Source organism: Micromonospora sp. NPDC007230 (assembly GCF_042869115.1).
Classification (GTDB): domain Bacteria; phylum Actinomycetota; class Actinomycetes; order Mycobacteriales; family Micromonosporaceae; genus Micromonospora.
This window is the reverse complement of the sequence record NZ_JBIAFE010000014.1, coordinates 179,247-204,859: the sequence shown is the minus strand read 5'-3', so window position 1 is coordinate 204,859 and position 25,613 is coordinate 179,247. Positions and strand designations below refer to the sequence as shown.

General features: G+C 70.7%; 21 protein-coding genes. 9 read left to right on the top strand and 12 right to left on the bottom strand.

The genetic code is table 11. The features are described from left to right. Positions 1 to 95 precede the first annotated feature (95 nt). Complete coding sequence (locus ACFYML_RS21240; RefSeq protein WP_387422288.1) at positions 96 to 740, bottom strand: class I SAM-dependent DNA methyltransferase; 645 nt, start codon at positions 738 to 740, stop codon at positions 96 to 98. 146 nt (positions 741 to 886) lie between these two features. Continuing rightward, entirely contained in the window at positions 887 to 2,287 is a 1,401-nt protein-coding gene (locus ACFYML_RS21235; protein WP_387422287.1) for an endo-1,4-beta-xylanase, read from the bottom strand. A gap of 293 nt (positions 2,288 to 2,580) precedes the next feature. Here ACFYML_RS21235 and ACFYML_RS21230 point away from each other — a divergent pair, with 293 nt between their 5' ends. After that, positions 2,581 to 3,144, top strand: coding sequence for a GNAT family N-acetyltransferase (locus ACFYML_RS21230; RefSeq protein WP_387422286.1), 564 nt, complete (start codon positions 2,581 to 2,583; stop codon positions 3,142 to 3,144). 68 nt (positions 3,145 to 3,212) lie between these two features. Next, complete coding sequence (locus ACFYML_RS21225; protein WP_387422285.1) at positions 3,213 to 3,581, top strand: nitroreductase/quinone reductase family protein; 369 nt, start codon at positions 3,213 to 3,215, stop codon at positions 3,579 to 3,581. Between the two features lie 24 nt (positions 3,582 to 3,605). Here the strand turns inward: ACFYML_RS21225 and prfH are convergent, their stop codons facing one another. Together prfH and ACFYML_RS21215 are read right to left on the bottom strand one after the other, a co-directional pair. Further along, entirely contained in the window at positions 3,606 to 4,223 is a 618-nt protein-coding gene (gene prfH, locus ACFYML_RS21220; protein WP_387422284.1) for a peptide chain release factor H, read from the bottom strand. Further along, positions 4,220 to 5,407 (bottom strand): RNA ligase RtcB family protein, encoded by a 1,188-nt coding sequence (locus ACFYML_RS21215; RefSeq protein WP_387422283.1) that lies wholly within the window; start codon positions 5,405 to 5,407, stop codon positions 4,220 to 4,222. The genes prfH and ACFYML_RS21215 overlap by 4 nt, the downstream gene beginning before the upstream one ends. A gap of 207 nt (positions 5,408 to 5,614) precedes the next feature. Between ACFYML_RS21215 and ACFYML_RS21210 the strand changes: the two genes are divergently transcribed. The 3 genes from ACFYML_RS21210 to ACFYML_RS21200 all read left to right on the top strand — a co-directional run bounded on the left by ACFYML_RS21210 (position 5,615) and on the right by ACFYML_RS21200 (position 8,710). Then, on the top strand, positions 5,615 to 6,172 hold the full coding sequence (locus tag ACFYML_RS21210) for a DUF4240 domain-containing protein (RefSeq protein ID WP_387422282.1): 558 nt from the start codon (positions 5,615 to 5,617) through the stop codon (positions 6,170 to 6,172). Between the two features lie 368 nt (positions 6,173 to 6,540). Further along, positions 6,541 to 7,449, top strand: coding sequence for a DUF4034 domain-containing protein (locus ACFYML_RS21205; protein WP_387422281.1), 909 nt, complete (start codon positions 6,541 to 6,543; stop codon positions 7,447 to 7,449). 223 nt (positions 7,450 to 7,672) lie between these two features. Continuing rightward, on the top strand, positions 7,673 to 8,710 hold the full coding sequence (locus tag ACFYML_RS21200) for an aromatic acid exporter family protein (protein ID WP_387422280.1): 1,038 nt from the start codon (positions 7,673 to 7,675) through the stop codon (positions 8,708 to 8,710). A gap of 212 nt (positions 8,711 to 8,922) precedes the next feature. Here ACFYML_RS21200 and ACFYML_RS21195 read toward each other — a convergent pair whose 3' ends face one another. Continuing rightward, positions 8,923 to 9,105 (bottom strand): hypothetical protein, encoded by a 183-nt coding sequence (locus ACFYML_RS21195; RefSeq protein ID WP_387422279.1) that lies wholly within the window; start codon positions 9,103 to 9,105, stop codon positions 8,923 to 8,925. A gap of 215 nt (positions 9,106 to 9,320) precedes the next feature. Here ACFYML_RS21195 and ACFYML_RS21190 point away from each other — a divergent pair, with 215 nt between their 5' ends. The 3 genes from ACFYML_RS21190 to katG all read left to right on the top strand — a co-directional run bounded on the left by ACFYML_RS21190 (position 9,321) and on the right by katG (position 12,682). Continuing rightward, on the top strand, positions 9,321 to 9,872 hold the full coding sequence (locus ACFYML_RS21190) for a YciI family protein (RefSeq protein ID WP_387422278.1): 552 nt from the start codon (positions 9,321 to 9,323) through the stop codon (positions 9,870 to 9,872). Positions 9,873 to 10,011: 139 nt separating this feature from the next. After that, a complete protein-coding gene (locus tag ACFYML_RS21185; RefSeq protein ID WP_387422291.1) occupies positions 10,012 to 10,416 on the top strand; it encodes a Fur family transcriptional regulator in 405 nt (134 codons plus the stop codon). Between the two features lie 34 nt (positions 10,417 to 10,450). Next, on the top strand, positions 10,451 to 12,682 hold the full coding sequence (katG, locus tag ACFYML_RS21180) for a catalase/peroxidase HPI (protein WP_387422277.1): 2,232 nt from the start codon (positions 10,451 to 10,453) through the stop codon (positions 12,680 to 12,682). Positions 12,683 to 12,744: 62 nt separating this feature from the next. Here the strand turns inward: katG and ACFYML_RS21175 are convergent, their stop codons facing one another. Next, a complete protein-coding gene (locus ACFYML_RS21175) occupies positions 12,745 to 13,677 on the bottom strand; it encodes an AraC family transcriptional regulator (protein ID WP_387422276.1) in 933 nt (310 codons plus the stop codon). Between the two features lie 88 nt (positions 13,678 to 13,765). On the opposite strand from ACFYML_RS21175, the gene ACFYML_RS21170 reads away from it, so the two are divergent. After that, the gene (locus ACFYML_RS21170) at positions 13,766 to 14,599 is read left to right on the top strand and encodes an NAD(P)H-binding protein (RefSeq protein WP_387422275.1); all 834 of its coding nucleotides are present in this window, start codon (positions 13,766 to 13,768) and stop codon (positions 14,597 to 14,599) included. A gap of 50 nt (positions 14,600 to 14,649) precedes the next feature. Here the strand turns inward: ACFYML_RS21170 and ACFYML_RS21165 are convergent, their stop codons facing one another. The 6 genes from ACFYML_RS21165 to ACFYML_RS21140 all read right to left on the bottom strand — a co-directional run bounded on the left by ACFYML_RS21165 (position 14,650) and on the right by ACFYML_RS21140 (position 25,539). Continuing rightward, positions 14,650 to 15,855 (bottom strand): sugar phosphate isomerase/epimerase family protein, encoded by a 1,206-nt coding sequence (locus ACFYML_RS21165; RefSeq protein ID WP_387422274.1) that lies wholly within the window; start codon positions 15,853 to 15,855, stop codon positions 14,650 to 14,652. Between the two features lie 132 nt (positions 15,856 to 15,987). Further along, positions 15,988 to 19,443: a ThuA domain-containing protein gene (locus tag ACFYML_RS21160; protein ID WP_387422273.1), complete on the bottom strand. Its 3,456-nt coding sequence runs from the start codon at positions 19,441 to 19,443 to the stop codon at positions 15,988 to 15,990. A 535-nt stretch (positions 19,444 to 19,978) separates the two neighbouring features. Continuing rightward, positions 19,979 to 20,926 (bottom strand): sugar phosphate isomerase/epimerase family protein, encoded by a 948-nt coding sequence (locus tag ACFYML_RS21155; protein ID WP_387422272.1) that lies wholly within the window; start codon positions 20,924 to 20,926, stop codon positions 19,979 to 19,981. A gap of 19 nt (positions 20,927 to 20,945) precedes the next feature. Beyond that, complete coding sequence (locus ACFYML_RS21150) at positions 20,946 to 23,057, bottom strand: PQQ-dependent sugar dehydrogenase (RefSeq protein WP_387422271.1); 2,112 nt, start codon at positions 23,055 to 23,057, stop codon at positions 20,946 to 20,948. 386 nt (positions 23,058 to 23,443) lie between these two features. Beyond that, a complete protein-coding gene (locus ACFYML_RS21145; protein WP_387422269.1) occupies positions 23,444 to 24,763 on the bottom strand; it encodes a cytochrome P450 in 1,320 nt (439 codons plus the stop codon). Then, complete coding sequence (locus ACFYML_RS21140) at positions 24,760 to 25,539, bottom strand: alpha/beta fold hydrolase (protein ID WP_387422268.1); 780 nt, start codon at positions 25,537 to 25,539, stop codon at positions 24,760 to 24,762. Before ACFYML_RS21140 ends, ACFYML_RS21145 begins: the two co-directional genes overlap by 4 nt. Positions 25,540 to 25,613: the final 74 nt, after the last annotated feature.

Genomic DNA, 25,613 nt, shown 5'->3' with positions numbered 1-25,613 from the left:
TCGACACCGGGCAGTTTTCCTTACGTGGCAGGCACTTCGCCATATCTACCGACTCACCACCCATCCAAGATCACGATCGCCGTGAAAGGCCGAGGCTAGGGCTGGCGGCGGGCGAAGAGGAGGGCGCCGGGCACGCTCTGGTCCGGATCGACCAACAGCTGGGCCTCGACCGTGAATCCCGCGTCGCGCAGCCAGGCGGCCACCTGATCGGGTTGGCGGCGGTGAACGTGGACGTTCATCGGGTGGCCACCGTAGCCCCGCGTCTTCAGCCGCGAACCGTCGCCGACGTGGAAGCCGAGCAGCAGTGGTCCGCCGGGGCGCAGCGCCCGCCGGAAGTGGCCGAGGGTGACGGGGACCGCGTCGTCGGGAACGTGGATCAGCGACCAGCAGGCGAGCAGACCGGCGACGGATGTGTCGGCGAGGCGCAGGTCCGTCATCGAGCCGACCTCGAACCGCAGGCCGGGGTGGTCACGCCGGGCCACGTCGACCATTCCGGGTGAGAGGTCGATGCCGAAGGCGTCGATGCCCAACGTGTGCAGGTGGGCGGTGATGTGTCCGGGTCCGCAGCCCACGTCAACGACCGGTCCGCCACCGGCGGTGTGGATCAGGTCGGCGAACACCGCCAGGCTCCCGCGTAGGTAGGGCGAGCGGGCGAAAGCGTCGCGTACCTGGTCGGCATAGCTGACCGCGACGGTGTCGTAGGAGGTCCGGGTGTCCGCCAACCAACCTTGATCGCTCATCCCGGACAGCGTAATGGCCCGGAACGTCACCGTGCGGTTGACGGAAGTGACGGCCCGCGGTGGGGATCGGGCCGACGCCCCGCGGTCAGGCCGGCGGCTCACAGGTACGGCCCGGCGCGGGATCTTCCGCGCCGGGCCGCGCTCTGTCAGGCAGCGGTGCAGGTGGCGCTGCCGGAGGGTCCGGTGCCGACACCCTGGAAGCCGAACTCGGTGCTGGCTCCGGCACCGACCTGGCCGTTGTAGCTGAGGTTGCGGAAGGTCACGGCACCGGATGTGCCGCTGGGCTGGGCGTTCCAGGTGTTGGTGATCGTCGCGCCGCCCGGCAGGGTGAGCCCGACGGTCCACCCGTTGAGCGGGGTCGCACCGGCCGTGACGCGGACGTAGGTGACGAAGCCGCCCTGCCACTGGCTGAGGGTCAGGGTGGCGGTGCAGCCGCTGCCCGAGGGCGGCGGGCTGGTCGGCGGGGTCGTGGTCGGGGCAGTGGTGGTCGGTGGCGGGGTGGAGCCGCCGTTCAGGGCGTTGAGGACCGCGGTGTACGCGGGCTTCTTGTTGCCGCTGCCGTCGAAGAGCAGCGGGGTGCCGCTGGCCCGCCACGAGTCGGTGTCCCGGATGCCCCAGACGGTGATGCCGGTACAGCGGGGCACGGCCAGGCAGGCCCGGACGACCCGACCGTAGCTGTCGGCCTGGACGGTGCCGGAGCCCTCGATGTCCAGTTCGGTGATCTGCACGTCGACGCCGAGGTTGGCGAACCGCTGCAGGTTGGCCTGGTAGTCACCGGGTACCGGGGAGGCGCTGTTGAAATGGGACTGGAAACCGACGCAGTCGATTGGCACGCCGCGGGCCTTGAAGTCCTGCACCATCGCGTAGACGGCGTTGGACTTCGCGTTCTGCCCGTCGGTGTTGTAGTCGTTGTAGCAGAGCTTGGCGCCGGGGTCGGCGGCTCGGGCGGTGCGGAAGGCAGCCTCGATCCAGTCGTTGCCCGTGCGCTGCAGGTTCGAGTCCCGGCGGCCGCCGCTGCCGCCGTCGGCGAAGGCCTCGTTGACCACGTCCCAGGCGTAGATCTTGCCACGGTAGTGGGTGGCGACCTGGGTGATGTGGTTGACCAGCGCCTGGCGCAGTGCGCTGCCGCTCATGTTCTGCGCCCAGCCGGGCTGCTGCGAGTGCCACGCCAGGGCGTGGCCGCGTACCCGCATGCCGTTGGTCTGGGCGTGGCTGACGATGCGGTCGGCGTTGGTGTAGGTGAACTGGCCCTGGGACGGTTCGGTGGCGTCCCACTTCATCTCGTTCTCGGGGGTGACCATGTTGAACTCGCGGTTCAGGATGCCGACGTACGTGGCGTCCGACAGCTTGTTCGCCGCCACCGCGGCGCCGAAGTAGCGGCCCTGCTCGGCCGCCGAGGTCCCCAGGGTCGTGCCGGCGCTGGCCGTGGCGGTCACCACCACCGTGGCGGCGAACACCGCGACACCAGCCGCCGCCAACGCCAGGGCGGTATGCGGGCGGGACCGGGCCGTCGAGCTCCCGCTGCCGCGGGCGAGCACCTTGTGCATCAGAAAGCCTTTCCATAGCCGTGCGGATGAGGAGGACTCTTCGATCACTGCCCGCCACGGTGGTCGGCTCGCTGCGCGGCCGCCCGGAGGCCGCGCCAACCGGGATCGTCTCCCGCCCCACCATGAGTTGATCGAAGGAAATCTATCGAAAAGGTACCGGAACCTTTTCTGGCCCACAACGTGTCATGGCATGCCGACCGATGCCTGGAGGCCGGCGTACGGCGGGGTGACCGGGCCGGCCCCGAGCGAAAAATTTCCCGGACCGAACAGGCCCGTCCCGGTACGCTCCGGCCGTGTTCACCCCGATCCGCACCCGCCGGCTCACCCTCCGGCCGGTCACCCCAGACGACCTTGACGACGTGTGCGCGTACCAGCGCCGGCCCGACGTGTGCCGCTGGCTGCTCGGCGGCGAGCCGCGTACCCGCGAGCAGTCGCGGGAGTCGGTGGCGGCGATGGCCCGCGAGGACGGGCTGCGTGTCGAGGGCGACGTCCTGACCCTGGCCGCCGCGGCGGACGGGCGGGTGACCGGCACCGTCGAGCTGGTCTGGCGGAGCGAGGCCGACCGGACCGCCGAGATCGGGTACGTCTTCAACCCGGAGTTCTCCGGCCGGGGGCTGGCCACCGAGGCCGCGGCGGCGCTGCTGGGCTGGGGCTTCGAGGAGTTCGGCCTGCATCGCGTCTACGGCCGGTGCCATGCCGGCAACGGGGCGTCGGCCCGGCTGATGACCCGGCTGGGCATGCGGTGCGAGGCGCGGCATGTCGAGAGCTACCTGTTCCGCGGCGAGTGGGCCGACCAGCTCGTGTTCGCGATGTTGGCCCGGGAATGGCGGTCGCGGTCGGCGGCGCTCCCTGGCTGACGCGGGGCCCGCGGTGGGCCGTCGTGCAGGTGCGCGCGGTGGCCGCCGCGGGCCGATAGGGTCGCCTCGTGCCCGTCCACGAATTCGCCTACCTGACCACCGTCGGCCGGCGCAGCGGTCGCCCCCACACGATCGAGATCTGGTACGCGGAGCACCAGGGCGTTCGGTATGTGCTGTCCGGCGACGGTGACGGCGCCGACTGGGTACGCAACCTGCGGCGGGAGCCGAGCGCCCGGTTGCGCCTCGGTGGTCCCCGCGAACTGCACGCAGATCTGCCCGGGACGGCCGCCGTGATGGCCCGGTTCGTGGCCGCCCCGGCAGAGGAGGCGGTGGCTCGGCGCCTGTTGGCCGCGAAGTACCAGGGCTGGCGGGAGGGCGAGCCGCTCTCCGACTGGGCCGCGACCTCGCTGGTCGTGGCGTTCGAGCCGCCCGGCTGAAGCGACCCGCCTCCGGCTGTCCTGTCATGACGGCTTCGGGCGTTCGATGCGGGTGGGATTGCCGCGAACGAGTTCGTCGTGGATGCGCCATCGGTCGGTGGTGAGGGCGCGGCGTGCCTCCTCGTCGCCGTGCTCGATGCGTTGCCGCAGCAGTTGCATGGCGATGCGGCGGTTGAGGACGAACTGGCGCTCGGTGTCGACCACGACGACGACACCCGAGGGACGGTGAGTCGCCCGTACGGCCGTGCTGGCCTTGTTCCGGTGCTGGCCACCCGGGCCGCCGGTGCGGCAGGCGACGATGTCGACGTCCGCTTCGGTGAACGTCGTGGTCGGGGTGTCGACCTGGCAGGGCCGGGCGATGACGTACCAGTTCTTCCGGCCGGCGCTCGTCCGGTAGGGGCTGGGCGCCTGCCAGCACAGGGTTCCGGTCCACGAGGCGGCGAACCTCTCGGCGCGGGCGCCGGCGATGCGTACCAGGACGGACCGGTAGGTGTCGGGCCGGTCACCGGGCACGGTCCGGATCCGGCGGGTGGTCAGCGCGTGCCGGGTGGCGTCGGCCTCCAGACGGGACAGCAGCCGGGCCAGCGCCCAGGCGCACTCCTGCGGGCCGCGCCCGGCGGACATGAGCAGGTGCACACTCACGGCCGGCCATGCCTGCGGCGGTTGTCCCGGCGGTCCGGTCGCGGCGTGGCCCCGACGTCGGGCGTCTTGTAGGTGACCAGCGGGATCGTGGTCGCCACCGGGGTGGCCAGGTGGTGGTCGACGAGATCGTTGATCACCTGCTCGATGCGTTTGTAGGCGGTGGGTGCCTCCTCGAACAGCAGTTGGCGGTCGCCGCACACCACCAGCGACCCCACCGGCGTGCGGCGCAGTTCCGCCACGGTGTGCTTGGCGCGGCCCCGGCGCAGCGCGTCGGCGCGGGACATCTTGCGGCCCGCGCCGTGGGCCACGGAGTGGTTGGCGTCCGGGCCGGCGTGGGCGGCCACGAGGTAGGACGGGGTGCCGCGGGTGCCGGCGATGAGCACGTCGCGGCCGTCGCCCGGCGCCGCGCCCTTGCGGTGCAGGTAGACCCCGTCGCGGATTTCGACCAGGTTGTGGCACTGGTCGAGGATCGGTTCGCTGGGCTCGGTCCCCAGCGCGTGCGCGACCCGGGCCGCCAACAGCCGCCGGTTGAGCGAGCCCCAGCGTACGGCCTGGTCGTGCAGGGCCAGGTAGGCGGCGGGGTCAGGGGCGGGGCCAGCGCCGTGGACCTCGGTGTGCGCCCGCAGGATCCGTTCGCCGAGTCCCCGGGAGCCGCTGTGGACGACGAGTACGAGGTCGCCGGCGTCGAGCCCGAGACGGTTCGCGTGACCCGGGTCGAAGACGGTGCCGATGCGTGCCAGCTCGACGAAGTGGTTACCCCGGCCGACCGTGCCGAGTCCCTCGAGGTGGCCGGCGGGAACCTCGCCGGCCACGACGGCCCAGGCGGGGTCGTCGGCGCCCCGTTGAGGGTCCAGGGCGCGGTCGAGATCGGGGAACCGGGCGGCGAGCTTCTCGGGTGCGGGGCGCTTGAGCTTGATCGGGAACACGGCGATTCCGCACCCGATGTCGGAGCCCACCAGGAACGGGTACAGCACGGTCGACGCCATCGCGGCGCCGATGGGGGCGCCCTTGCCCGGGTGCAGGTCCGGCATGGCGGCGACGTGGATCATGCCGTCGAGGGCGGCCACCTGATGGCACTGCGCGACGGCGCCGGACTCGATCCAGCTGGTGGGAGAGGCGAACACGGTGATGGTGGCCGGAGTGGACGGCGGCACGGACTCCCGCCGCGAGGGGTGCTGAGACAAAGACGCTCGCTTCTTAACGGAAAGGTATGGGCGGACGGCCAGGACGGCACCGATCGGTGCCGTGGAACCTGGGATCAGCGGGTGCGGTCCGTCAGAACGTCATGGCGCCCACCCTCCCGGAGCCCGCCGGGGCGCGGCAAGCGACTTTCGACCGCGCGGCCTCGTCCGGGCCCGCTGCTTGTCGGTGGGCTCCACTAACCTGCGCCCGTGACCGACACCGATCTCGCGGCTCCGCCGCGGCTGCCGACGGCTGAGGAAGAGTCCCGCTTCTGGGCGCTCGTGGAGGAGGCGTGGGCCCGACTCGGCCCGGAGCCGGCGGTGCTGCGCCGCGCCCTGCTCGACCGGGACCCGGCGGACGACGACGTGGAGGACGGGGACGGGCTTTACGCGATCGACAAGTGGCTCGACCCGTTCCTGGGCGAGCTACGTGAGCTGTGCGCCGAGCTTTCGGGCCCGGAGTTGGTCGACCTCGACCGGGTCGTCGAGCGGAAGCTGTACGACATCGACCGCGCCGACATCCAGGAGGTGACGGACGGCTCCGACGACGGTTTCCTGTACGCCCGCGGGTTCATCGTGGCGATGGGCCGCCAGTTCTACGAGGCGGTCCAGGCGAATCCGGCGATGGCCGTGCTCGACGCCGACTGCGAGGGACTCTGTTACCTCTTCGCCCACCTGTACGAGGAGTGCTTCGGGGCGTGGCCCGAGACCGGCTCGGGTATCTCACGGGAGTCCGTCTGCAATCCTGCCGGGTGGCCCGAGGACTGATCACTGCGGATGATCCGCCGCCCGGCCAGTGTGCTCAACTCCCCGGGGCCGGCAGTGGCGACTATGGGAGTTGGCGTCCACCAGGGAGTAACCGACGCCGCGTGCGGACTCCACCGCGACGGCGCATCGACTTCGCCCTCCGACCCACCAAGTGTTGACCGACAACTGAGATCACCCGGGCCCGCGCCGATCACTCGGCGCGGGCCCGGCCCGTCGGCAGGGCGCTCGATCGACAGCGCCGCTTCCGGTGGATCACCGAGGCCCCTATGATCTGCGCGAGATCACGGGGAAAGGAACGGGACATGTGGCCATTCCGGCGTAGCGCGAGGCCGGCTGCCACACCCGCCACGCTGTCGATCGACCCGGCCATGGGCGATCCGACCGCCGCCGCGCTCCGCGCCGCGTTGCAGCAGCGGGACTGGCCCACCGCCCGGGATCTGCTCACCCCGATCACCGACCCGGACGACCACGCGTACTACCTGGGTGTCGCGGGGAACGTGTCCGGCGTGCAGGACTGGATCGGTGAGTGGATCGACGCCGAGCCGCGTTCGACCCTTCCGCTGCTGGTGCGTGGCGTGCACGCGGTCTACTGGGCGTGGGAGGCGCGGGGTGGCGCCCGGGCGTCGCAGACCCGGCAGGAGCAGTTCCGAGAGTTCCGGAAGCGACTCACGCTCGCCGAGAACTGCCTCGACGAGGTGGCCGACCGGGACCGGGACGACACCACGGCCCGCACCTTCCTCGTCACGTCGGCGCGTGGCCGGCAGGTCGACCGGGACGAGGCGCAACGACGCTTTGACGCGGTGACCGACCGGCATCCGTGGCACCGGATCGCCCACGAGCACATGCTGCAGTACCGGTGCCGGAAGTGGTTCGGCAGCCACGAGGAGATGTTCGAGTTCGCCCGGAGTGCGGCGGCGAAGGCTCCCGCGGGGTCCACGCTGGGGCAGCTCGTCCCGATCGCGCACCTGGAGATGTGGCTCGATCTTCCGGTGGGGGAGGACGCCGAGTACATCGGTGCGGCGGCGGTGGTCGCTGAGCTCAACGCCGCAGCCGACCAGTCGGTACGGCATCCCGACTACCAGCGTCGACCGGGTTGGCCGGTCGTGCACAACCTGTTCGCGATGGGCTTCGCCATGGCCGGTGACCTCCCCTCGGCGGTCGCGCAGTTCGAGGTGATCGGCGACCTCGTGACGGAGTGGCCGTGGCAGTACCACTCGAGCGATCCGGTCGGCGCGTTCCTCGCCGCTCGACAGCGGGTGCGCGGCGAGCACGGCTGAGCAGGCAGGCGGCCGCACCGGCTTAGACACCGAACGCTCTTCGCGCATCTTGGTGTCCCATGACTAGTTCCGCGGAGAGTGGGAAAGCCGTCGCATGGCTAATCCGGGTGCCCCCGGCCGGCGTCCCAGCCGTCCGGCGGGGCATCCCGGCCGCGTATGGCCGCTGCCGGCCGTACGGCAATTTCTCGCTACCCGGCAGCTGGCGCCCATTGCGTTGATCTCCGTGCAGGCTGGGCTCGCCACGGCGGGGGCCTGGATCATCGCCACCGACTTCCTCGGCCGCAACGCGCCGGTCTTCGCGCCCGCGGCCGCTCTCGCCACCATCGCCTCCGCCACGGGACAACGCACCAGACAGACGGTGGAACTCCTCATCGGGGTCGGTCTGGGCATCACGGTGGCCGACGCCCTGCTGTATCTCGTCGGCAGCGGCGCGTGGCAGATCGCAGTAGTTGTCTCCGGTTCCATCGCCCTCGCCCTGTTGGTCGCCGGCCGCAGTGGTGCCCTGGTCAGTCAGGCCGGTGCCACTGCGACACTGTTCGCCACCCTGTCCGGCAGTCAACGCAGCCTCGAGCTGCCCCGCATCCTCGATGCCGCCGTGGGTGCGTCGATGGGCTTCCTCGCCGTGGCGCTGCTCCTGCCCTTCGACCCGTTGCGGGGTGTCCGTCGCGCCGCCAGGCCGTTCTTCACCGATCTCGCCGCGGCCATCCACACCACCGCCCAGGCGCTGGCAGCCGGTGACCGGGACCTGGCCGTGCGAGCGCTGGACAGCTTCAACGGCGTTGCTGCCGACGCCAAGCACTTCGACGAAGCCCTGCGGGGGGCCGAGGAAATGGTGAGCATCGCGCCGTGGTGGCGCCACCGGCGCAGCCGCTACCAGCAGTACCGGGCCGCCGCCGACCAACTCCGTGCCTTCACCACCAACGTCCGGGTGATGGCCCGCCGCGTCGTTACTCTGCTCGAATATCACGAACCGGTCCCGCCGTCCTTGCATCAGGCCGTCACGGCCCTGGGTGACGCGCTCACGTATCTGCACGGCGACTGCACCACCGGCCGGGCGTCCGGACAGACCCGGCAGTCCGTGCTCGAAGCCGCACGGCTGGCCGGACAAGCGGACCGCGCCCAGGCGCGGGAGTTCGGCGAGACCGTTGTCGTGCAGATCCGCAGCGCCGCCAGCGACCTGCTGCGCGCCACCGGCGCCAGCCCACAGGACGCCAACCGCCTGGTCCGCGAAACAGCCACCGGCGACGAGAACGGCCGGTAACCCCGCCGCCCGGCCACGTCGGCCTCGCCGCCCCTCGCGGACCACCGGCCCTTCGTGCCGTCCGTGGCCTGGGCGGTGTTCGCCACCACGCGGAACGGCCACCATGGTGGGGCGGGATCCCGGCGGCCCCGGTCAGGGATCGCGGCGGCTGGGCGCGATCGGCGGGGTGCTGCTGACCGGCAGGAACAGCTCCAGTAGGTCGTCCAGACGGATCAGGATGAGCGCGCGCCCACCGCCCCGGCCGCCAGGGCGACGGCCGCGCCGGCCGGCGCCGGCGGGTACGCCGCCCCGAGGGCGATGGCCACGAGCGCGGCGGCGACGCTGGCCAGCAGGATGCCGTTGCGGACGACATCGTGCCCCCGACCGTCGTGGGCCCGCGGCGCCAGTATCGCCACTCGGACGCCCCGGGGGAAAGGATCGACCGCCGTGCGCGTCGGGCGGCCGGGTCAGGGCACCGGCGCGGGCAGGACCGCGACGGGGTCGAGGCCGGCCAGGCGGGCCAAGACGGCCTCCGCGTTCGCTCGACTCCCGCCAGTCCGGGTCTGTCACCACCGACCGCCTGCCGGGCGGGTGCTGCGCCGCCTGCGGTAGTGCGGTCAAGATCTGGGGCATGGAGTTCTTCTGCTATCACCGTGACCGGCCCGGCTCCGCGGTCCTGCGCCGCGAGCTGCTGCAGGAGCACTGGTCCTACATGGACCGGTACGCGGCGGAGATGATCGCCCGGGGCCCGACCTTCGCCGACGACGGTGCCACGCCCACCGGCAGCGTGCACATCGTCGACCTGCCGGACTCCGCCGCCGCCCGGGCGTTCGCCTTCGACGAGCCCAACTATCAGGCCGGTGCGTACCGGGACGTGCTGCTGCGCCGGTGGCGCAACATGCTGGGGCGCACCATGTGGGACTTCCCCGGAGGCCGGACCGGGGGCAACCGGTATCTGGTGCTCGGCCTCGGCGCCGGGCCGGCCGCCGACATCACCGTGCCGCCCGACCGGGACGAGCTGATCGCGTACGGGCCGTTGCTGTCCGACGACGGCGCCACCTGGCTGGGTACCGCGGTGCTGCTCCGGGCGTCGGATCCGGACGCGGCGCGTGCGGTCCTGACCCCGGACCGGTACGCCGACATCGAGGTGCACGGCTGGGCGTTCGGTGGGCGGCCGGCATGAGCCGACGATGGCGGTGGACCCCTCGGTGGTGGTGCGTGACTGAGATCGCACTCACGGTGATGTTGCCCGGATATTCTTGACTCATTCCAGAAAACGGACCAGACTGCGTGGCGTGGTCACCAGCCTGGACTTCCAGCAGATGCTGCGCGAGGCCGCGTTGCGCGTGACCCGTCCTCGGGTGGCGGTGCTGAACGCGGTGCACGCGCACCCGCACGCCGACACGGACTCGATCATCGGTGCCGTACGCCGGGAGCTCCCCGGGGTGTCCCGCCAGGCCGTGTACGACGTCCTGCACGCGCTGACGGCCGCGGGCCTGGTGCGGCGCATCGAGCCATCCGGCTCCGTGGCTCGCTACGAGTCGCGGGTCGGGGACAACCACCACCACGTCGTGTGCCGGTCATGCGGGCTCATCGCCGACGTCGACTGCGCCGTCGGTGCGGCACCCTGCCTGACCGCGTCCGACGGCCGCGGCTTCTCGATCGACGAGGCCGAGGTCGTCTACTGGGGCCTGTGCCCCGACTGCTCCACCGCCGGCAATTCCTGATTCCCTCTGATCCGCCAGTCACGGAAGGAACCTGATGTCCGAGAACCACGACGCCGTCGTCCACGACGCGGAAGCGGGCAGCGAGTCTCGCTGCCCCGTCGCCCATGGACGCGCCCCGCACCCGACCCAGGGCGGCGGCAACCGCGGTTGGTGGCCGAACCGGCTCAACCTGAAGATCCTCGCCAAGAACCCCGCCGTGGCCAACCCCCTCGGCGAGCAGTTCAACTACGCCGAGGCGTTCCAGGCTCTCGACCTCGCCGCCGTGAAGCGGGACATCGCGGAGGTCCTGACCACCTCGCAGGACTGGTGGCCGGCCGACTTCGGCCACTACGGCCCGTTCATGATCCGGATGGCGTGGCACAGCGCGGGCACCTACCGCATCAGCGACGGCCGCGGCGGCGCCGGTGCCGGGCAGCAGCGCTTCGCGCCGCTCAACAGCTGGCCGGACAACGGGAATCTCGACAAGGCTCGCCGCCTGCTGTGGCCGGTGAAGAAGAAGTACGGCCAGAGCCTGTCCTGGGCCGACCTCATGATCCTCGCCGGCAACGTGGCCCTGGAGTCGATGGGCTTCAAGACCTTCGGCTTCGCCGGTGGCCGCGAGGACGTCTGGGAGCCCGACGAGGACGTCTACTGGGGCCCGGAGACCACCTGGCTCGGTGACCAGCGCTACACCGGCGACCGGGACCTGGAGAACCCGCTCGCCGCGGTCCAGATGGGCCTCATCTACGTCAACCCGGAGGGCCCGAACGGCAACCCGGACCCGATCGCCTCGGCCCGCGACATCCGCGAGACGTTCCGCCGGATGGCGATGAACGACGAGGAGACGGTCGCGCTGATCGCCGGCGGTCACACCTTCGGCAAGACCCACGGTGCGGGCCCCGCCGACCACGTCGGCCCCGAGCCCGAGGGCGCCCCGCTCGAGGAGCAGGGCCTGGGCTGGAAGAACAGCTTCGGCACCGGCAAGGGCGCCGACACCATCACCAGCGGGATCGAGGTCACCTGGACCTACCACCCGACCCGGTGGGACAACGAGTTCTTCCACATCCTCTTCGCCTACGAGTGGGAGCTGATGCAGTCGCCGGCCGGCGCGCACCAGTGGCGGCCCAAGAACGGCGCGGGCGCCGACATGGTCCCCGAGGCGCACGATCCGTCGAAGCGCCGCGAACCGCGGATGCTCACGAGCGACCTCGCGCTCCGGTTCGACCCGATCTACGAGCAGATCTCGCGGCGCTTCCTGGCGAACCCGGCCGAGTTCGCGGACGCGTTCGCCCGGGCCTGGTTCAAGCTGACCCACCGCGACATGGGTCCGATCGCCCGCTACCTCGGCCCGGAGGTCCCGACCGAGACCCTGCTGTGGCAGGACCCGTTGCCGCCGGTGACGCACGAGCTCGTCGACGCCGAGGACGTCGCCACCCTCAAGGGCCAGATCGTCGCCTCGGGCCTGACGGTCGCCCAGCTGGTCTCCACCGCGTGGGCGTCGGCGTCGACGTTCCGCGGCAGCGACAAGCGCGGCGGCGCCAACGGGGCGCGTATCCGCCTCGAGCCGCAGATCGGCTGGGAGGTCAACAACCCCGACGAGCTGGCGCCGGTGCTGCACACCCTGGAGAAGATCCAGGAGGCGTTCAACGCCGCCCAGACCGGCGGCAAGAGGGTCTCCCTGGCCGACCTGATCGTGCTGGCCGGTGGGGTCGGTGTCGAGCAGGCCGCCCGGAACGCCGGCTACGCCGTCGAGGTCCCCTTCACGCCGGGGCGTACCGACGCGTCGCAGGAGCAGACCGACGTGGAGTCCTTCGCCGCGCTCGAGCCGACGGTGGACGGGTTCCGCAACTACGTCGGCAAGGGTAACCACCTGCCGGCGGAGTTCCTGCTGATCGACAAGGCGAACCTGCTGACCCTGAGCGCGCCCGAGATGACGGTCCTCGTCGGCGGTCTGCGCGTCCTCGGTGCCAACTACCAGCAGTCGCCGCTGGGCGTCCTCACCGCGGCCCCCGGGTCGCTGACCAACGACTTCTTCGTCAACCTGCTCGACCTGGGCACGGCGTGGCAGCCGACGTCCGAGGACGCGAACACCTTCGAGGGCCGTGACCTCGCCACTGGCGAGGTCAAGTGGACGGGCAGCCGGGTCGACCTCGTCTTCGGCTCGAACTCGGAGCTGCGCGCGCTCGCCGAGGTCTACGCGGGTGACGACGCGCGGGAGAAGTTCGTGCACGACTTCGTCGCCGCGTGGGCCAAGGTGATGGACCTCGACCGGTTCGACCTCGCCTGATCCGCACGTCCAGGCCGGCCCTCGTGGGGGCCGGCCTGGACGGCCAGGACAGGCGGTTCGGGTCAACCGGGGGAGTGAGCAGCGGCGCCTCCGGCGAGCTTGCGGTGCTCGCTGGGGCTCACCCCGTGGGCCCGTTTGAAGGCCGCGCTGAAGCCGAACGCGTCCGCGTAGCCGACCTGGCGCGCCACGGCGGCGACCGTGGCGGTGGAGTCCGCCAGCATGTCGGCAGCGAGCGTCATCCGCCAGTCGGTCAGGTAGGTCAGGGGCGGCTCACCCACCAGTTCGGTGAAGCGCTTGGCCAGCGTCGTGCGGGACACTTTGACCAGAGCTGTCAGCGAGGACAGCGTCCACGGCATGCCCGGCGCGTCGTGCATGGCGCGCAGCACCGGTCCCACCGTGTCGTCGCTCAGAGCGCTGTACCACCGGGGCGCCTCGGCGCCGGGCTGGTCGAACCAGTCCCGGATGGTGCACACCAGCAGCCAGTCCAACAGCCGATCCAGGACGATCTGCCGACCCGGGCGGCACCCGCCGAGCTGGTGGTCCAGGTAGTCGCGTAGCGACGAACAGTCGTGGTCGTCGGGTACGACCAGGACCGGCGGCAGCACCCCGAGTAGCCGCTGCGGCGCCTGGCCCTGGACGTGGTACGCCCCGGCGAGCAGCACCATGTGCTCGGCCGGGTCCGCGTCCGGCGGCTCGGCCGCCCGCGATTCGCCGCAGCGGACGTCTCGAAGCTCCCCGGGCCGGAAGCTCGACCGCGGCTCGGTGGAGAACACGAACGGCTCCGGCCCTCGCACCACGACGGCCTCGCCGACCCGCACCAGCCGCGGTTTGTCGCACTTCGGATGCAGGATCCAACCCTCGCCCCGCAGGGGTATGCAGAGCGTCACCGGCGCGCCGTCGGTGAACCGCAACGCCCACGTCGGCGGCAGCACCGACCGGCCGAAGGCGGCGCCCTCCGCGCGTACGCCCCGCAGCAGACTGTCGAACGGGTCCATCGCTTCACCATAGGTCGCGGACGATCGCACATGCCCCGCGTACGGCCAGGCATGTGCCGAGGGCGGTCGGGTCGGTTGACTCGTGGTCATGACGACAGCAACGAATGAGATCCTCGTCCTTGGCGGAACCGGGAAGACCGGACGCCGCCTGGTGCGCACGCTGCGGGCGGCGGGCAGGCGGGTGCGGGCGGCGTCCCGCTCGGGAGAGGTGCGATTCGACTGGGCGCAGCCGACCACCTGGCAGCCGGCCGTGGCGGAAGCTTCCGCGGTCTACCTCATGGCGCCGGAAGACCCGGCCCTGGCCGACGACTTCGTGTCGCGGGCGGTGAAGGCGGGGGTGGGCCGGTTCGTCGCGCTCTCCGGACGCGGAATCGACCGGATCGACCAGGATTTCGCGCCGGGCATGCTCGCCGCCGAACAGGCGGTGCGGGACTCCGGGGCGGAGTGGACGATCATCCGCCCGAACAACTTCAACCAGAACTTCGACGAGGACCTGTGGCGCCAGCCGCTGGTGGAGGGCCGGCTGGCCCTGCCGATGGGCGCCACGCCGGAGCCGTTCATCGACGCCCAGGACATCGCCGACGTCGCCGCGGCACTGCTGACCTCCGACGGCCACCACGGGCAGGTGTACGAGCTGTCCGGCCCCCGTGCGCTCACCTTCGGCTCGGCGGTGGCGATGATCGCGGAGGCGGCGGGCCGATCCATCCGCTACCTGGAGCTGACGCCCAAGGAATACCGGGCCGAACTGCTGGCCCAGGGACATTCGGAGGCTACCGCAACGGCGCTCAACGCCATGTTCGCGGGCATGCGCGCCGGATACCTCGCCGAGCCCACCGACACGGTCCGGCGGATCCTGGGACGCGACCCGATCGACTTCGGCACCTACGCCGCTGAGGCCGCCGCAAGGGGCATGTGGTCGTAACCGGTGGACGACGTCGCCGGCCCGCGGGTGTCGCGGGCCGGCGACGTATGTCAGTAGCGCAGGGCGCGGAGGTTGGCGTAGCTGTCGCAGGCGGACGAGACGCCGTCCGGGCGCGGGCTGTCGTTCTCGGTGAAGTAGTAGTCGGTGCCGGCCATCTCGCTGTAGGCGAAGATGCGGGCGAAGTCGATGGTGCCCTCGCCCACGTCGGCGAACGACCCGTCGGCGGCCATGTCCTTGACGTGGAACAGCGAGAACCGGCCCGGGTACTGCGTGATCAGGTCCACCGGGTCGGCGCCGACGCTGCTCGCCCAGTACAGGTCCAGCTCCATCGCCACCAGGTTCGGGTCGGTCTCGCGCACCAGCACGTCGTAGCCGCGCGTGCCGTCCTGGGCGGTGAACTCGAATCCGTGGTTGTGGTAGGCGACCGTGATGCCTTCCTGCTTGAGTCGCGCGCCGACGGCGTTGAGGGTTGCCGCGACCTCGGCGTAGTCGTTGAGCTTCCAGGAGGCCGAACCTGAGATCCGGACGTACTTGGCGCCGAACGCCTTGGCGTTGGCGATGACGCCGTCGATGTTGTTTCTGAGGTCGCCGAGGCCGATCCCGATCGACGGCGCCGACAGACCCGCGTCGGCGACCAGGGGTGCCAGCGCCGTGGCCGTCTTGCCGTAGAAGTTGTTCACCGCGCCGGAGGGTTCCGCGTTGCGGTAGCCGCAGGCGGCGAGCGCGGCCAGGGTGGCGTCGGGCGCGGTCGGCATGGTGGCCCGCACCGTGTAGAGGACGAGGCCGATCCGCTCGTCGGGTACCGCGCGGGTTCCGGTGGCGGGCTGCGGCTTGCCGATCTCGGAGTCGGCCGCCGCCCGTACGATGCTGCTGCTCTCCTCGGGCGTGAGGATCGCGGTCTGCCTGAGCTCGTTGGCGAGCCGGCTGACCAGGCTCACGAAGCTGCCGTGGTTGGCGAACGGCGCCTCGGCCCAGACGGTGTCCATGATCGTGCACCCGTCGCCGAGGTCGCGGTTCGGTACGCCCGAGTCGGCGCCCCGGCCGAAGAAGACCGTGGCTGAGGTGAGGTATCCCCACGGGCAGCGGTCCGCGGTCACCTGCTCGGTCACCTGGGCGCTGGTGGCGTCGGTCGCTGTTTCGGCGGCCGCCGCCGGAGTCGGTGTGAACGGCAGGAGGGCCGCGGCGAGCGACGCGGCAAGCAGGTGACGTGCTCGTCTCGATCGGGTGTGGGGCGGGCGGGCGGAGTTGGCATGCATGTCGTCTCCCAGGTAGCGGAGGAATTCAGACTGGTCAGGTGGTAGGCCGACAGGCCTTCGCGACAGGGACGGCGGCGGTGCCGGGCCGGTGGTGGCGGGGTGCCGTCCCACCCCGCCACCCGCTCCGGACGCTCAGCGCACCGTGACGACCACGATCGAGGACATGGTCGCCCCGAGGCTGTCGGTGACGGTCAGCCGAGCGGTGTAGGTGCCCTTGCGGGCGTACGTGTGACTGGCGGACGCGCCGTGCACGGTCGCCGCGTTGTCGCCGAAGTCCCACGCGTGGTCCGTGATGGTGCGCCCGGCCGCCGGTGCGGCGGTGCCGGTGAAGGCCACCTGCAGCGGCCCGGTGCCCGTGGTGGGTGTGGCCGAGGCCGACACCGTGGCGTCGGTCTGTTCGCGCACCCCGGCGCCGTTGAAGCGCAGCCAGTCCAGCGCCATCAGGTCGGGGGTGCCGCCCGTCTGGTTCGGGTTGACGAAGACCAGATAGAGCGTGACCGTCCGGCCCGGATCGGTGAGCTCGACGGTGGGTGACACGAGGTTGTCCCAGCCGCCGGTGCCGCCGACGGTGGCCCGGCCCAGGAGTTCGCCGGTGGGGGAGTCGGCCCTGATCTCAATGTCGCCGCCGCTGCTGCCCGAGGCGACGCCGAAGGTGACCGAGTCGATGTCGCGCAGGTTGACCGGGCCGAAGTTGATCCAGTCGCCGTTGTCCATGTCACCGATGCGCTTGCCGGCGCTCGCGGTGGCCCGGTCGATCACCTGGACGCCGCTCTGGCCGTCGAAGTGTTCGGCCTCCTTGCGCTTGGTCTGCAGCTCCGCCCGGGTCGAGCCGACCAGCGCCGGTGCTCCGGCCGCCCCGCCGTCGGTGTACTGCGCGGTGAGCACGGTGTACAGGTTCTGTCCCGGGCCGTGCCCGTCACCGCCGTTGCTCTCGGTGACCGCGACCCCGGTGCATCCGATGTAGTTGTCCAGCGGGTGGGTGTGCGAGTCGTGGCCGAGCTGGGTCTGCACGACCACCTTCGAACAGTCGATGCTGTTTTCCTCGGGGTCGGTGACCGTCACGGTGTAGGGAATGCGGTCACCGAAGTCGAAGAAGGCCCCGTCGGGGACGCTGAGGGTCACCGTCGGCCGAGTGTTGCCGACCGTGATCTCCTGTACGGCGACGGCGGTCTGCCCGTTGGTGGCGGTGACCGTGAGCCGGGCGGTGAAGCGCCCCGGTGTGCTGTAGGTGTGGCTGGGGTTGGCGGCGGTGGAGTCGACGCTGCCGTTGCCGTCGAAGTCCCAGGCGTACTCGACCGCGGTGCCGTCCGGCCCGCTGGTGCCGGCGCTGGAGAAGGCGACGGTCAGCGGCGCGGGCCCGCTGTCCTTGTCGGCGGTCAGCTTGGCCACCGGCGGCCGGCTGTTGGCGACGTAGTCGATGCGGTAGATGCCCGCGCCGTCGTTGCTGCCGCCCCGGCCGCTCCCGCTGCCCGCGCCGAAGTCGATGACGTAGAGCGAGCCGTCCGGCCCGAACTCCGCCTCGAACGGCTGGATCCACGACATGTTGCCGAAGATGCCGTTGATGGACTGCAGGTCACCGACGTTGGTGGGGTTGAAGCGGGGATCGTTGAAGGTCTGGGCGGTGGAGTGGATCGACAACGTCTTGAACCACTTGCGGGTCAGTTCGTAGACGATCCACTTGCCGTCGAAGTACTGGGGGAACTTGGTCAGCCGCTTGTTGGACGGGTCGTAGTCGTAGACGGGTCCGCCCATCGGGCCGCCGCCGCCCGTGCCGAGCTCGGGGAACTCGGGGGAGGCCGAGTAGGCGTACCAGACCAGCGCTGGCTTGGCCGCGGGGAGGCTGGTCAGGCCGGTGTTGTTGGGGGAGTCGTTGACCGGTGCGGCGCAGTCGAACTTCGGCCCGGAGGTGGAGGTGGCGAAGTCGTAGTCGTTGAACGGCGTGTTGTTGCCGATGCAGTAGGGCCAGCCGTAGTTGCCGGCACTGGTGATCCGGTTGAACTCGACGGTCCCCTCCGGCCCGCGGTTCGGGTTGGCGGACCGGGCGTCGGGGCCGTAGTCGGCCACGAGCAGCGCGTTCGTCGTGGAGTCGACAGTGATCCGGAACGGGTTCCGCATGCCCATCGCGTAGATCTCGGGCTTGGTCCTGGCCGTGCCCGGGGCGAACAGGTTGCCCTCCGGGATGGCGTACCTGCCGTTGGACAGGGGCTTGATCCGCAGGATCTTGCCCCGCAGGTCGTTGGTGTTGCCGGCGGTGCCCTGCGCGTCGTACGCGCGGCGGCCGGCCCGCTCGTCGACGGGGGTGAAGCCGCTGGACTCGAACGGGTCGGTGTTGTCACCGATGGCGGCGTACAGGTTGCCCTGCTTGTCCATGGTCAGCGAGCCGCCCATGTGGGAGTTGGCGCGCGCCTCACCGCGCCAGGTGGGGATCGTCAGCAGGCGCTTCTCCGAGTCGAGGCGGACGCTGTCGCCGTCGACGGTGAACCGGGACAGGTTCAGCTGCTTCTCCACCCGGTCGGACCAGAGCAGGTAGATCCAGCTGTTGTTCGTGCCGAAGTGCCGGTCCAGGGTCATGCCGAGCAGGCCGTCGGACTGGCTGGTCTGCTCCGGCGTGTAGGCGAAGTCCAGGAGGGTGGTGACGGCGAGGGTTTCCTGGTTGATGACCTTCAGTGCGCCGGTGCGCTCGATGTAGAAGACCCGCCGGTCGGGCGCCACCGCCAGCTCGAACGGGTCGGAGAGGTCCTGGTTGACCAGGGGGATCCGCTCGAAGTTGTCGGTCCTCGTGGCGCCGCAGTCACCGGGGGCGGTGCCCGCCGCCCACCTGATGCCGCCGAGGAGGTGCTGCAGGAAGGCCGGCTCCTGGAAGGAGGAGGAGCTGTGCCCGCCGGCGGTGAACCAGGACCGGCCGCCGTCGTAGTTCTGGCACCACGAGTACGGGTGGTCGACGCCCTCGTTCAGTCCGGATATGCCGTCGCGCACCTTGATCTGGGCGAGAGTGTGGACCTTGCCGGTGGGGTTGGTCCGCCAGTTGTACCACTCCTCGCTGCGCTCCCAGAGCTCCGGCAGGTTTTTCGTGGAGGGGTGGGCGTGGTCGAGGACCTTGATCCGGCCCGGGAAGGTACCCCCGGTGCGGGAGAAGTCCGGGTGGGTGTCGAAGATGGCCCCCACCAGTCCCTCGTACCACGTCCAGTCCCGCTCGCTCGCCGAGGCGGCGTGCAGGCCGACCCAGCCGCCGCCGCCGCGGATGAACTTCTGCAGTGCGGCCCGCTGGTCAGCGTCGAGCAGGTCGCCGGAGGCGGGGGTGGAGTTGGTGTTGTTGAACACGAGGGCGTCGAACCGGGCGAGGTTGGCGTCCGTGAACGCGGCCGCGTCGGTGGTCGCCTCGACGGCGAAGCCGTGCTGGTCGCCGAGTTGCCGGATGGCGGCGACGCCCGCCGGAATGGAGTCGTGATAGAAGTTCGTGACCTTGGAGAAGACCAGGACCCGGAAATCGGCGGCGGTGGTGGATTCGGCGGCGGTCGCCGGCGTGCTCGACAACACGAGGGTGACAGCCGCGAGTAGGGCGAAAAGTAGCGTGCGGTGGCGTCTCATACACGCGCTCCTGAATGGGGGACGGAGTAGGAAAGCGCTTTCCACGTTCCTTGTACCCTACGAGATCCATTTCGCCGGGTCAATATTTAGACGACTCCATATTTCTGCGACGTCGTCTCGATCGCGATGAGGCTCGCCAGAAAGCCCGTCCGCTACCGGCACCATCCGCGGTTGCTCACCCGGCAAACGGCCGGTCAGTGCCACCGCTGGTCGGCGGGCGCGGCCACACGGCGCGCAGGGCGGGCGGATTCCCAGCGGAAGGCGGGCTGCCGATAGTGCCACGACAGTTTTCAACCCGCGGCATGGCGGCGTAAAAGAAATACGCGAACGGCCCTGTCGCCTTGCCATTTCCACAGTGAATTGCTCCCTCTGTCGAGGGAGTTGGCCGTGGCGCTTATGTGGCTTTTAAAGGGTCAACTCGTTGCCCACGACATGGTGGGCGGTGAACACCAGGGCCGGCAGTTGCGGCCGATTGGCAGAATGCCTGGTCCGCCTGCCGGCCCTGGTGTCCGTCAACGCTCCTCTCCGGGGTTCCTCAGAACCGCACGTTGCGCAGGTAGCGGTAGCCGATCTCGGCCGTCCGCTGCGGCGTCACGTCGGGGGTGTCGTTCTCGACGATGTACTCCTGCACCGAGTGCTCCCGGAAGATCCGGGCAAAGTCGATCATGCCGGTGCCCAGGTCGGCCATGTCGCCGTCGGACGCGTGCCGGTCCTTGACGTGGTATTGCAGGACGCGCTGCGGCGCGGAGCGGATGACGTCCAGGGTGAAGCCCTCGGGGTCGGCCACGCCGTCGCCGGAGTTGATGCCGCCGGTGACGGCCCAGTAGATGTCGACCTCCAGGTGCACGAGCTTGGGATCGAGCTCCGCGGTCAGCACGTCCCAGGGGCGCTTGCCACCGCCGAGGTCGATCGTGAACTCGTGGGCGTGGTTGTGGTAGCCGTAGCGCAGGCCGGCCCTGGCCGCCGCCGCGGCCTCGACGTTCATCTGCTCCGCCCAGCGCTTCCACTCGTCCGCGCGCTCGGAGTACAGGTAGGGCACCACCATGTACGACTGGCCGAGGGTGACCGCGTTCTGGATCTTCTGCTCCAGTTCGGCGGCGTTACCGCTGATCCCGTCGTGGCTGGAGCTGGCCCGGATGCCGATGCCGTCCAGGAACTGGCGCAGCTGGGCGGCGGTGCGCCCGAAGTAGCCGAGCGCCAGCTCCACCTTCGGGTAGCCGATCTTGGCGAGGTGGGTCAGGGTCGCGTCGTACCCCGGCGCACCCCACAACGCGTCGCGCACCGTCCACAGCTGAATGCTGATGAGGCCCGGAGGAACATGCTGCCTCCCGGTGGTGCGGGTGGTCGCCGTCGCGGCCGTCGCACCGATCCCCGCCGACGCGAGCCCCACACCGGCCAGCGCCGCCAGTGAACCGCGCAGCAGGCTTCGCCGGTCCATGACGGACCGCCGCAGCGCGGCCTCCCCGTCGTATCCGTAACACATGGTGACTCCTTCTAGGTGGCTACTTCGTGGGAACCAGGACGACCTCGTCCGACCCGGTCAGGGCGGGCAGCCCGTTGCCACCGGGATCGGTGTAGGACGCCACGAACACGGCGGTCAGGTTGTCCTTCTCCGGGTCGTGGCCGGACGGCACGGTCGTCTGGATCGAGCCGGTGCAGCCGTTGGCGGTGGTCTGCGGGTGGCCGTGCGAGTCGTGGCCGAGGACGTATGTGACGCTGACCCGGGCGCAGTCCACCGGCTGGTCGTCGGTCACCCGCACCTCGAACTGCACGGTGTCGCCGAACTTGAGCGGCTGGCCCGCGACCGGCTTGACCAGCTCCACCACGGGCTCGGCGTTGCCGACCACGACCCGGACCGACGCGGCGGCCGACAGCCCTCCGGGGTCGCTCACCTTGACGGTGGCGTTGTAGAGACCGTTCGTCTGGTACGTGAACGTCGGGTTTGCCGCGCGCGAGTCGACCTTGCCGTCGTTGTCGAAGTCCCACGCGTACGACAGCCGGTCGCCGTCGTAGTCGGTCGTGCCCTCGCTGGAGAACGTGACGGTCAGCGGGGCGAGCCCGTTGGTGGGCGTGGCCGAGACCTGGGGCACCGGAGTGTGGTTGCCCGTCCAGCCGGTGTAGTCGATCCGGGCCAGCTGCGCGTCCGGGTTCTCGCTGAAGAAACCGTCGCCGTACTCGAGCACGTAGAGCGCGCCGTCCGGGCCGAACTCCAGGTCCATCGGGTTGTCGAAGATGAACGAGGGGAGCACTCGCTCGATGCCGCTCAGGTCACCGCCGGAGTTCAGCCGGAAACCCTGCACGTAGTCGCGGGTCCACTCGTAGAACAGCGGAATGCCGTCGTAGTAGGCCGGCCAGGCCACCGGGGCGCGTCCCCGCGTGGTCGGGTAGGAGAAGTGGTACGCCGGCCCGGCCATCGGCCCGATGCCGCCCGTGCCCAGCTCCGGGAACTGCGCAGAGGCGCCGTAGCCGTACCAGACGTCCGGCTGCTGCACCGGCGGCAGCTCGCGCAGGCCGGTGTTGTGCGGGGACTCGTTGATCGGCGCGGAGCAGTTGAACGGCTGCCCGGACCGGCCGGTGGCGAAGTCGTAGTCCACGTACGGCAGCTGTGCGGTGGCGCAGTAGGGCCAGCCGTAGTTCGCCGCCTTGCGGACGACCGCCCACTTGCCCTGCCCGGCCGGCCCGCGCTGCGGATCGGCCTCGCCCGCGTCCGGCGAGTAGTCGGCGACGTACAGCTCGTCGGCCTGCCGGTTGAACTCGATCCGGAACGGGTTGCGCAGGCCCATCAGGTAGATCTCGGGCCGCGTCTTGGGCGTGCCCGCCGGGAAGAGGTTCCCGTCCGGGATGGTGTAGCCCCCGCCGTCGCGTACCTTGATGCGCAGGATCTTGCCGCGCAGGTCGTTGGTGTTGGCCGAGCTGCGCTGCGCGTCGTACGCCGGGTTGCGGCCGGCACGCTCGTCGATGGGGGTGTAGCCGCCCGACTCGAACGGGTTGGTGTCGTCACCGGTGGACAGGTACAGGTTGCCCTTGGCGTCGAAGACGATGTCCCCGCCGACGTGGCAGCAGATGCCCCGGTCGACCGGTACGTCGAGGATCTGCTGCTCGGTGGAGAGGTCCAGCTTGTCCTTGACCAACCGGAACCGGGAGAGCCGGATCGCTCCCTTGAACGGCTCGAAGTCGGCGGGGGTGCCCCAGGCCGGCGCGTCGCCCTCGTTGACGTTCGGGGTCGACGGGTCGTCGACCGGGGTGTTCATCGGCGGGGAGTAGTACAGGTAGACCCAGTTGTTTCCGGCCTTGCCGAAGTTGGGATCGATCGCGACGTTCTGCAGGCCCTCTTCGTCGTGCCGGTAGACGTCCAGCGTCGCGGCCAGGGTGTTGCGGCCCGTGGCGGGGTCGTGCAGCCAGACCTCCCCGGGGCGGGTCACGTGCAGCACCCGGCTGTCCGGCAGCACGGCGAGGTCCATCGGCTCGCCCGGGTGGTCGTTGAGGGTCACCTTCTGGAAGCTCGACTCGGGGGGCGCGTCTGCCGTGGCTGGCTGGGCCATCGCGACGGTTGGTGTGGCGACGAGGGTGATGGTCGCCAGGCCCGCTACGGCGAGCGAGAGTCGTCTCTTCATCTGCCTCTCCTTTGGCTGGGGACGGGTCGGGGCAGGTCGGGGACGTACTTTTTGTTCCTTTTTTGAGTGGGCGATCCGGGTGGTGGGGGCTGCTGAGTGGCGCGCGGGACGTCGACCGCGGCGCCGATCAGCGCTGCCCGCGGTGCGACATGCGGTCAGTCACGCACGGGTCGCCGATGGCGGTTCACCTCGACGAACCACGTGGTCACGCGGCCGACGGTACAAAACTAATGTCTATATGTCCATAGCTTTCACCGCAGCCGCACTGACTTTCGTCGCGCCCGGACGAAAGTTGGTGTGGTCCCTGAAATTGGCCGCAGTCCGACGTCTTCGACGCCCCGACGGTCGGTGTCGAGCGCCGGCGGCAAGGTGCGGCCGGAGCCTGATCAGCGGCGCCGCCAGTGGATCGGCAGGCGCTTCACACCGCGCTGGAAGTTCGAGCGCAGGTAAGCCGGTGGACCCGCGTACGTGATGCTGGCGGTGTTCGCGAGCAGCGCCTCGAACAGGGCGCGGAGCTGGCACCGGGCCAGGTGCGCGCCCAGGCAGAAGTGCGGTCCGTGGCCGAAGACCAGGTGCGGGTTCGGGTGGCGGGTGAGGTCGAGCCCGTCGGGCTCGGCGAAGACGCGTTCGTCCCGGTTGGCCGACGCGAACGAGACCACCACCTTGTCCCCAGCCCGAACCGGTACGCCGGCGACGGCGGTGTCCGTCGTGGCGGTGCGCCGGAACACCATCACCGGCGTCCACCAGCGCAACAGTTCGTCGACGGCGGTGTCGAACAGGGCCAGGTCCCGGCGGAGCCGCGCCATCTCGGCCGGATGCTCCAGCAGGGCGATCATCGCGCCGGGCAGGCCGTTGCGGATCGTCTCGTTGCCGGCCACGGCGAACAGCCAGAACATGTTCTCGAACTCGTCCACCGAGAGCCGGTCATCCCCTTGCTGGGCCAGCAGGATGGACATGACGTCCGGGCCCGGGCTGCGGCGCTTCGACTCGGCCAGCAGGTGGGCGTACGCGTAGAGGTCGGCCATACCGGCCCGGGTGCGCGGGTCCGGCATCCGGCCGTCGGCGTCCGGGGCCGGCCGGTGTCGCAGGGCCTCGCGGGCCGCGGCGGTGCCGGCCCGCGGATCGAACGCGGCTGACCCGGCATGGTCCGGATCCTGGAAGCCGATCACCCGGTTCGACCAGTCGTACAGCAGCCAGCGGTCGGGCTCCGGCATCCCGAGCACGTCCGCGAGCGTGAGCAGCGGCAGGTCGGCCGCGAGATCACGAGCGAAGTCGAAGGTCCCCTCGTCGGCGTCGCCCAACGTACGCTCGACGAGCGCCGCCGCGGTCGCGCGGATCGACGCCTCCAGCGCGGCGACCGCGCGCGGAGTGAACGAGCGGGCGACGGACCGGCGCAGCCGGCCGTGCTCCGGCGGGTCCATGTTCAGCATCATCCGCCGCACGTAACCGAGATCCTCCGGGCTGGCCGGGTCGCGGATCTGGGTGGCGCCGAGCCAGGACGAGAAGAGCCGTGGCTGCTTGAGCACGTCTGTCACCTCGGCGTGCCGGAGCACCAGCCAGAAGCCCGGCCCGCCGGGTAGCCCGAGCAGCGGCGGCTCCTCGACCCACGCCACCGGGTCGGCCGCGCGCAGCGCGGCGAGCAGGTCGTACGGGACGCCGTCGACATAGGTGCGCGGGTCGACCAGGGGCGCCGGATCGACAGTCACTGCCCGAGAAACTCCTCGAGCACCGTGGTCAACCGGACCGGCGTCTCGTACATCGCGTAGTGCCCCGCGTTGGCCAGCACCTCGAGCCGAGCGTTGGGATAGTGGCGCATCCAGGTCTCGCGCATCGTGTCCGCGCCCAGCGCCGGGTCGTGCTCGCCCACGACGGCGAGCGCCGGTACCGGATTGCCCTTCACCTCGTCGGTGAAGTCGGTCCGCGCCCAGGCGGTGAGGTAGGCGCCGAACGCCGCCGGAGTGGAGTGATCGAGGGAGAACCGGACCATCTCGTCCAGCCAGCGGCCGGACAGCCGGTTGCCGGTGGTGAGGTCGATGATGGCGCGCCGGTTGTCCGGGTTGGCGGCCGCGCCGTCGAACAGCGTCCAGCCCTGCAGGTCGAAGGGCACCCCACCGGCCGGGACCGGGCTGATGCCGACGAGGCGTTCCACCCGGCCGGGGGCGTCGGCGAGCACCCGCTGGGCAGCAATGCCGCCCATGGAGTGCCCGACCACGGAGAAGGTGTCCCAGCCGAGGGAGTCGGCGAGGTCCAGGGCGTCGCAGGAGATCTCGGCGATGGTGTGCTCGCCCGCGACCGCCGTGCGCGTGCCGTATCCCCGGTAGTCCAGGAACGCCCAGGTGAAACGCTCGGCGTCGATCAACTCGGGCAGCCAGCCCCAGCCCTGCGCCGACCCGAACCACCCGTGCAGCGCCAGCACCTTGTGCGGGCCGTGACCGACCGGACCGGCGCCGGACTCACCGACGCTGCTGTGGCTGACCGTCATGACGGCGACCCCTTCCGCTGTGCGGAGCACTGCGACGAACGACCGGAAACCCGACCTGGATGAACGCTGGCGAG

What these genes read in the sequence shown, in the direction of transcription:
- ACFYML_RS21155 (WP_387422272.1), bottom strand. Translation starts at nt 20,926, where the DNA reads ATGTGTTACGGATACGACGGGGAGGCCGCGCTGCGGCGGTCCGTCATG.
- ACFYML_RS21170 (WP_387422275.1), top strand. Translation starts at nt 13,766, where the DNA reads ATGACGACAGCAACGAATGAGATCCTCGTCCTTGGCGGAACCGGGAAG.
- ACFYML_RS21235 (WP_387422287.1), bottom strand. Translation starts at nt 2,287, where the DNA reads ATGCACAAGGTGCTCGCCCGCGGCAGCGGGAGCTCGACGGCCCGGTCC.
- ACFYML_RS21240 (WP_387422288.1), bottom strand. Translation starts at nt 740, where the DNA reads ATGAGCGATCAAGGTTGGTTGGCGGACACCCGGACCTCCTACGACACC.
- ACFYML_RS21205 (WP_387422281.1), top strand. Translation starts at nt 6,541, where the DNA reads ATGGGCGATCCGACCGCCGCCGCGCTCCGCGCCGCGTTGCAGCAGCGG.
- ACFYML_RS21185 (WP_387422291.1), top strand. Translation starts at nt 10,012, where the DNA reads ATGCTGCGCGAGGCCGCGTTGCGCGTGACCCGTCCTCGGGTGGCGGTG.
- ACFYML_RS21190 (WP_387422278.1), top strand. Translation starts at nt 9,321, where the DNA reads ATGGAGTTCTTCTGCTATCACCGTGACCGGCCCGGCTCCGCGGTCCTG.
- ACFYML_RS21140 (WP_387422268.1), bottom strand. Translation starts at nt 25,539, where the DNA reads ATGACGGTCAGCCACAGCAGCGTCGGTGAGTCCGGCGCCGGTCCGGTC.
- ACFYML_RS21160 (WP_387422273.1), bottom strand. Translation starts at nt 19,443, where the DNA reads ATGAGACGCCACCGCACGCTACTTTTCGCCCTACTCGCGGCTGTCACC.
- ACFYML_RS21150 (WP_387422271.1), bottom strand. Translation starts at nt 23,057, where the DNA reads ATGAAGAGACGACTCTCGCTCGCCGTAGCGGGCCTGGCGACCATCACC.
- ACFYML_RS21165 (WP_387422274.1), bottom strand. Translation starts at nt 15,855, where the DNA reads ATGCATGCCAACTCCGCCCGCCCGCCCCACACCCGATCGAGACGAGCA.
- katG (WP_387422277.1), top strand. Translation starts at nt 10,451, where the DNA reads ATGTCCGAGAACCACGACGCCGTCGTCCACGACGCGGAAGCGGGCAGC.
- ACFYML_RS21175 (WP_387422276.1), bottom strand. Translation starts at nt 13,677, where the DNA reads ATGGACCCGTTCGACAGTCTGCTGCGGGGCGTACGCGCGGAGGGCGCC.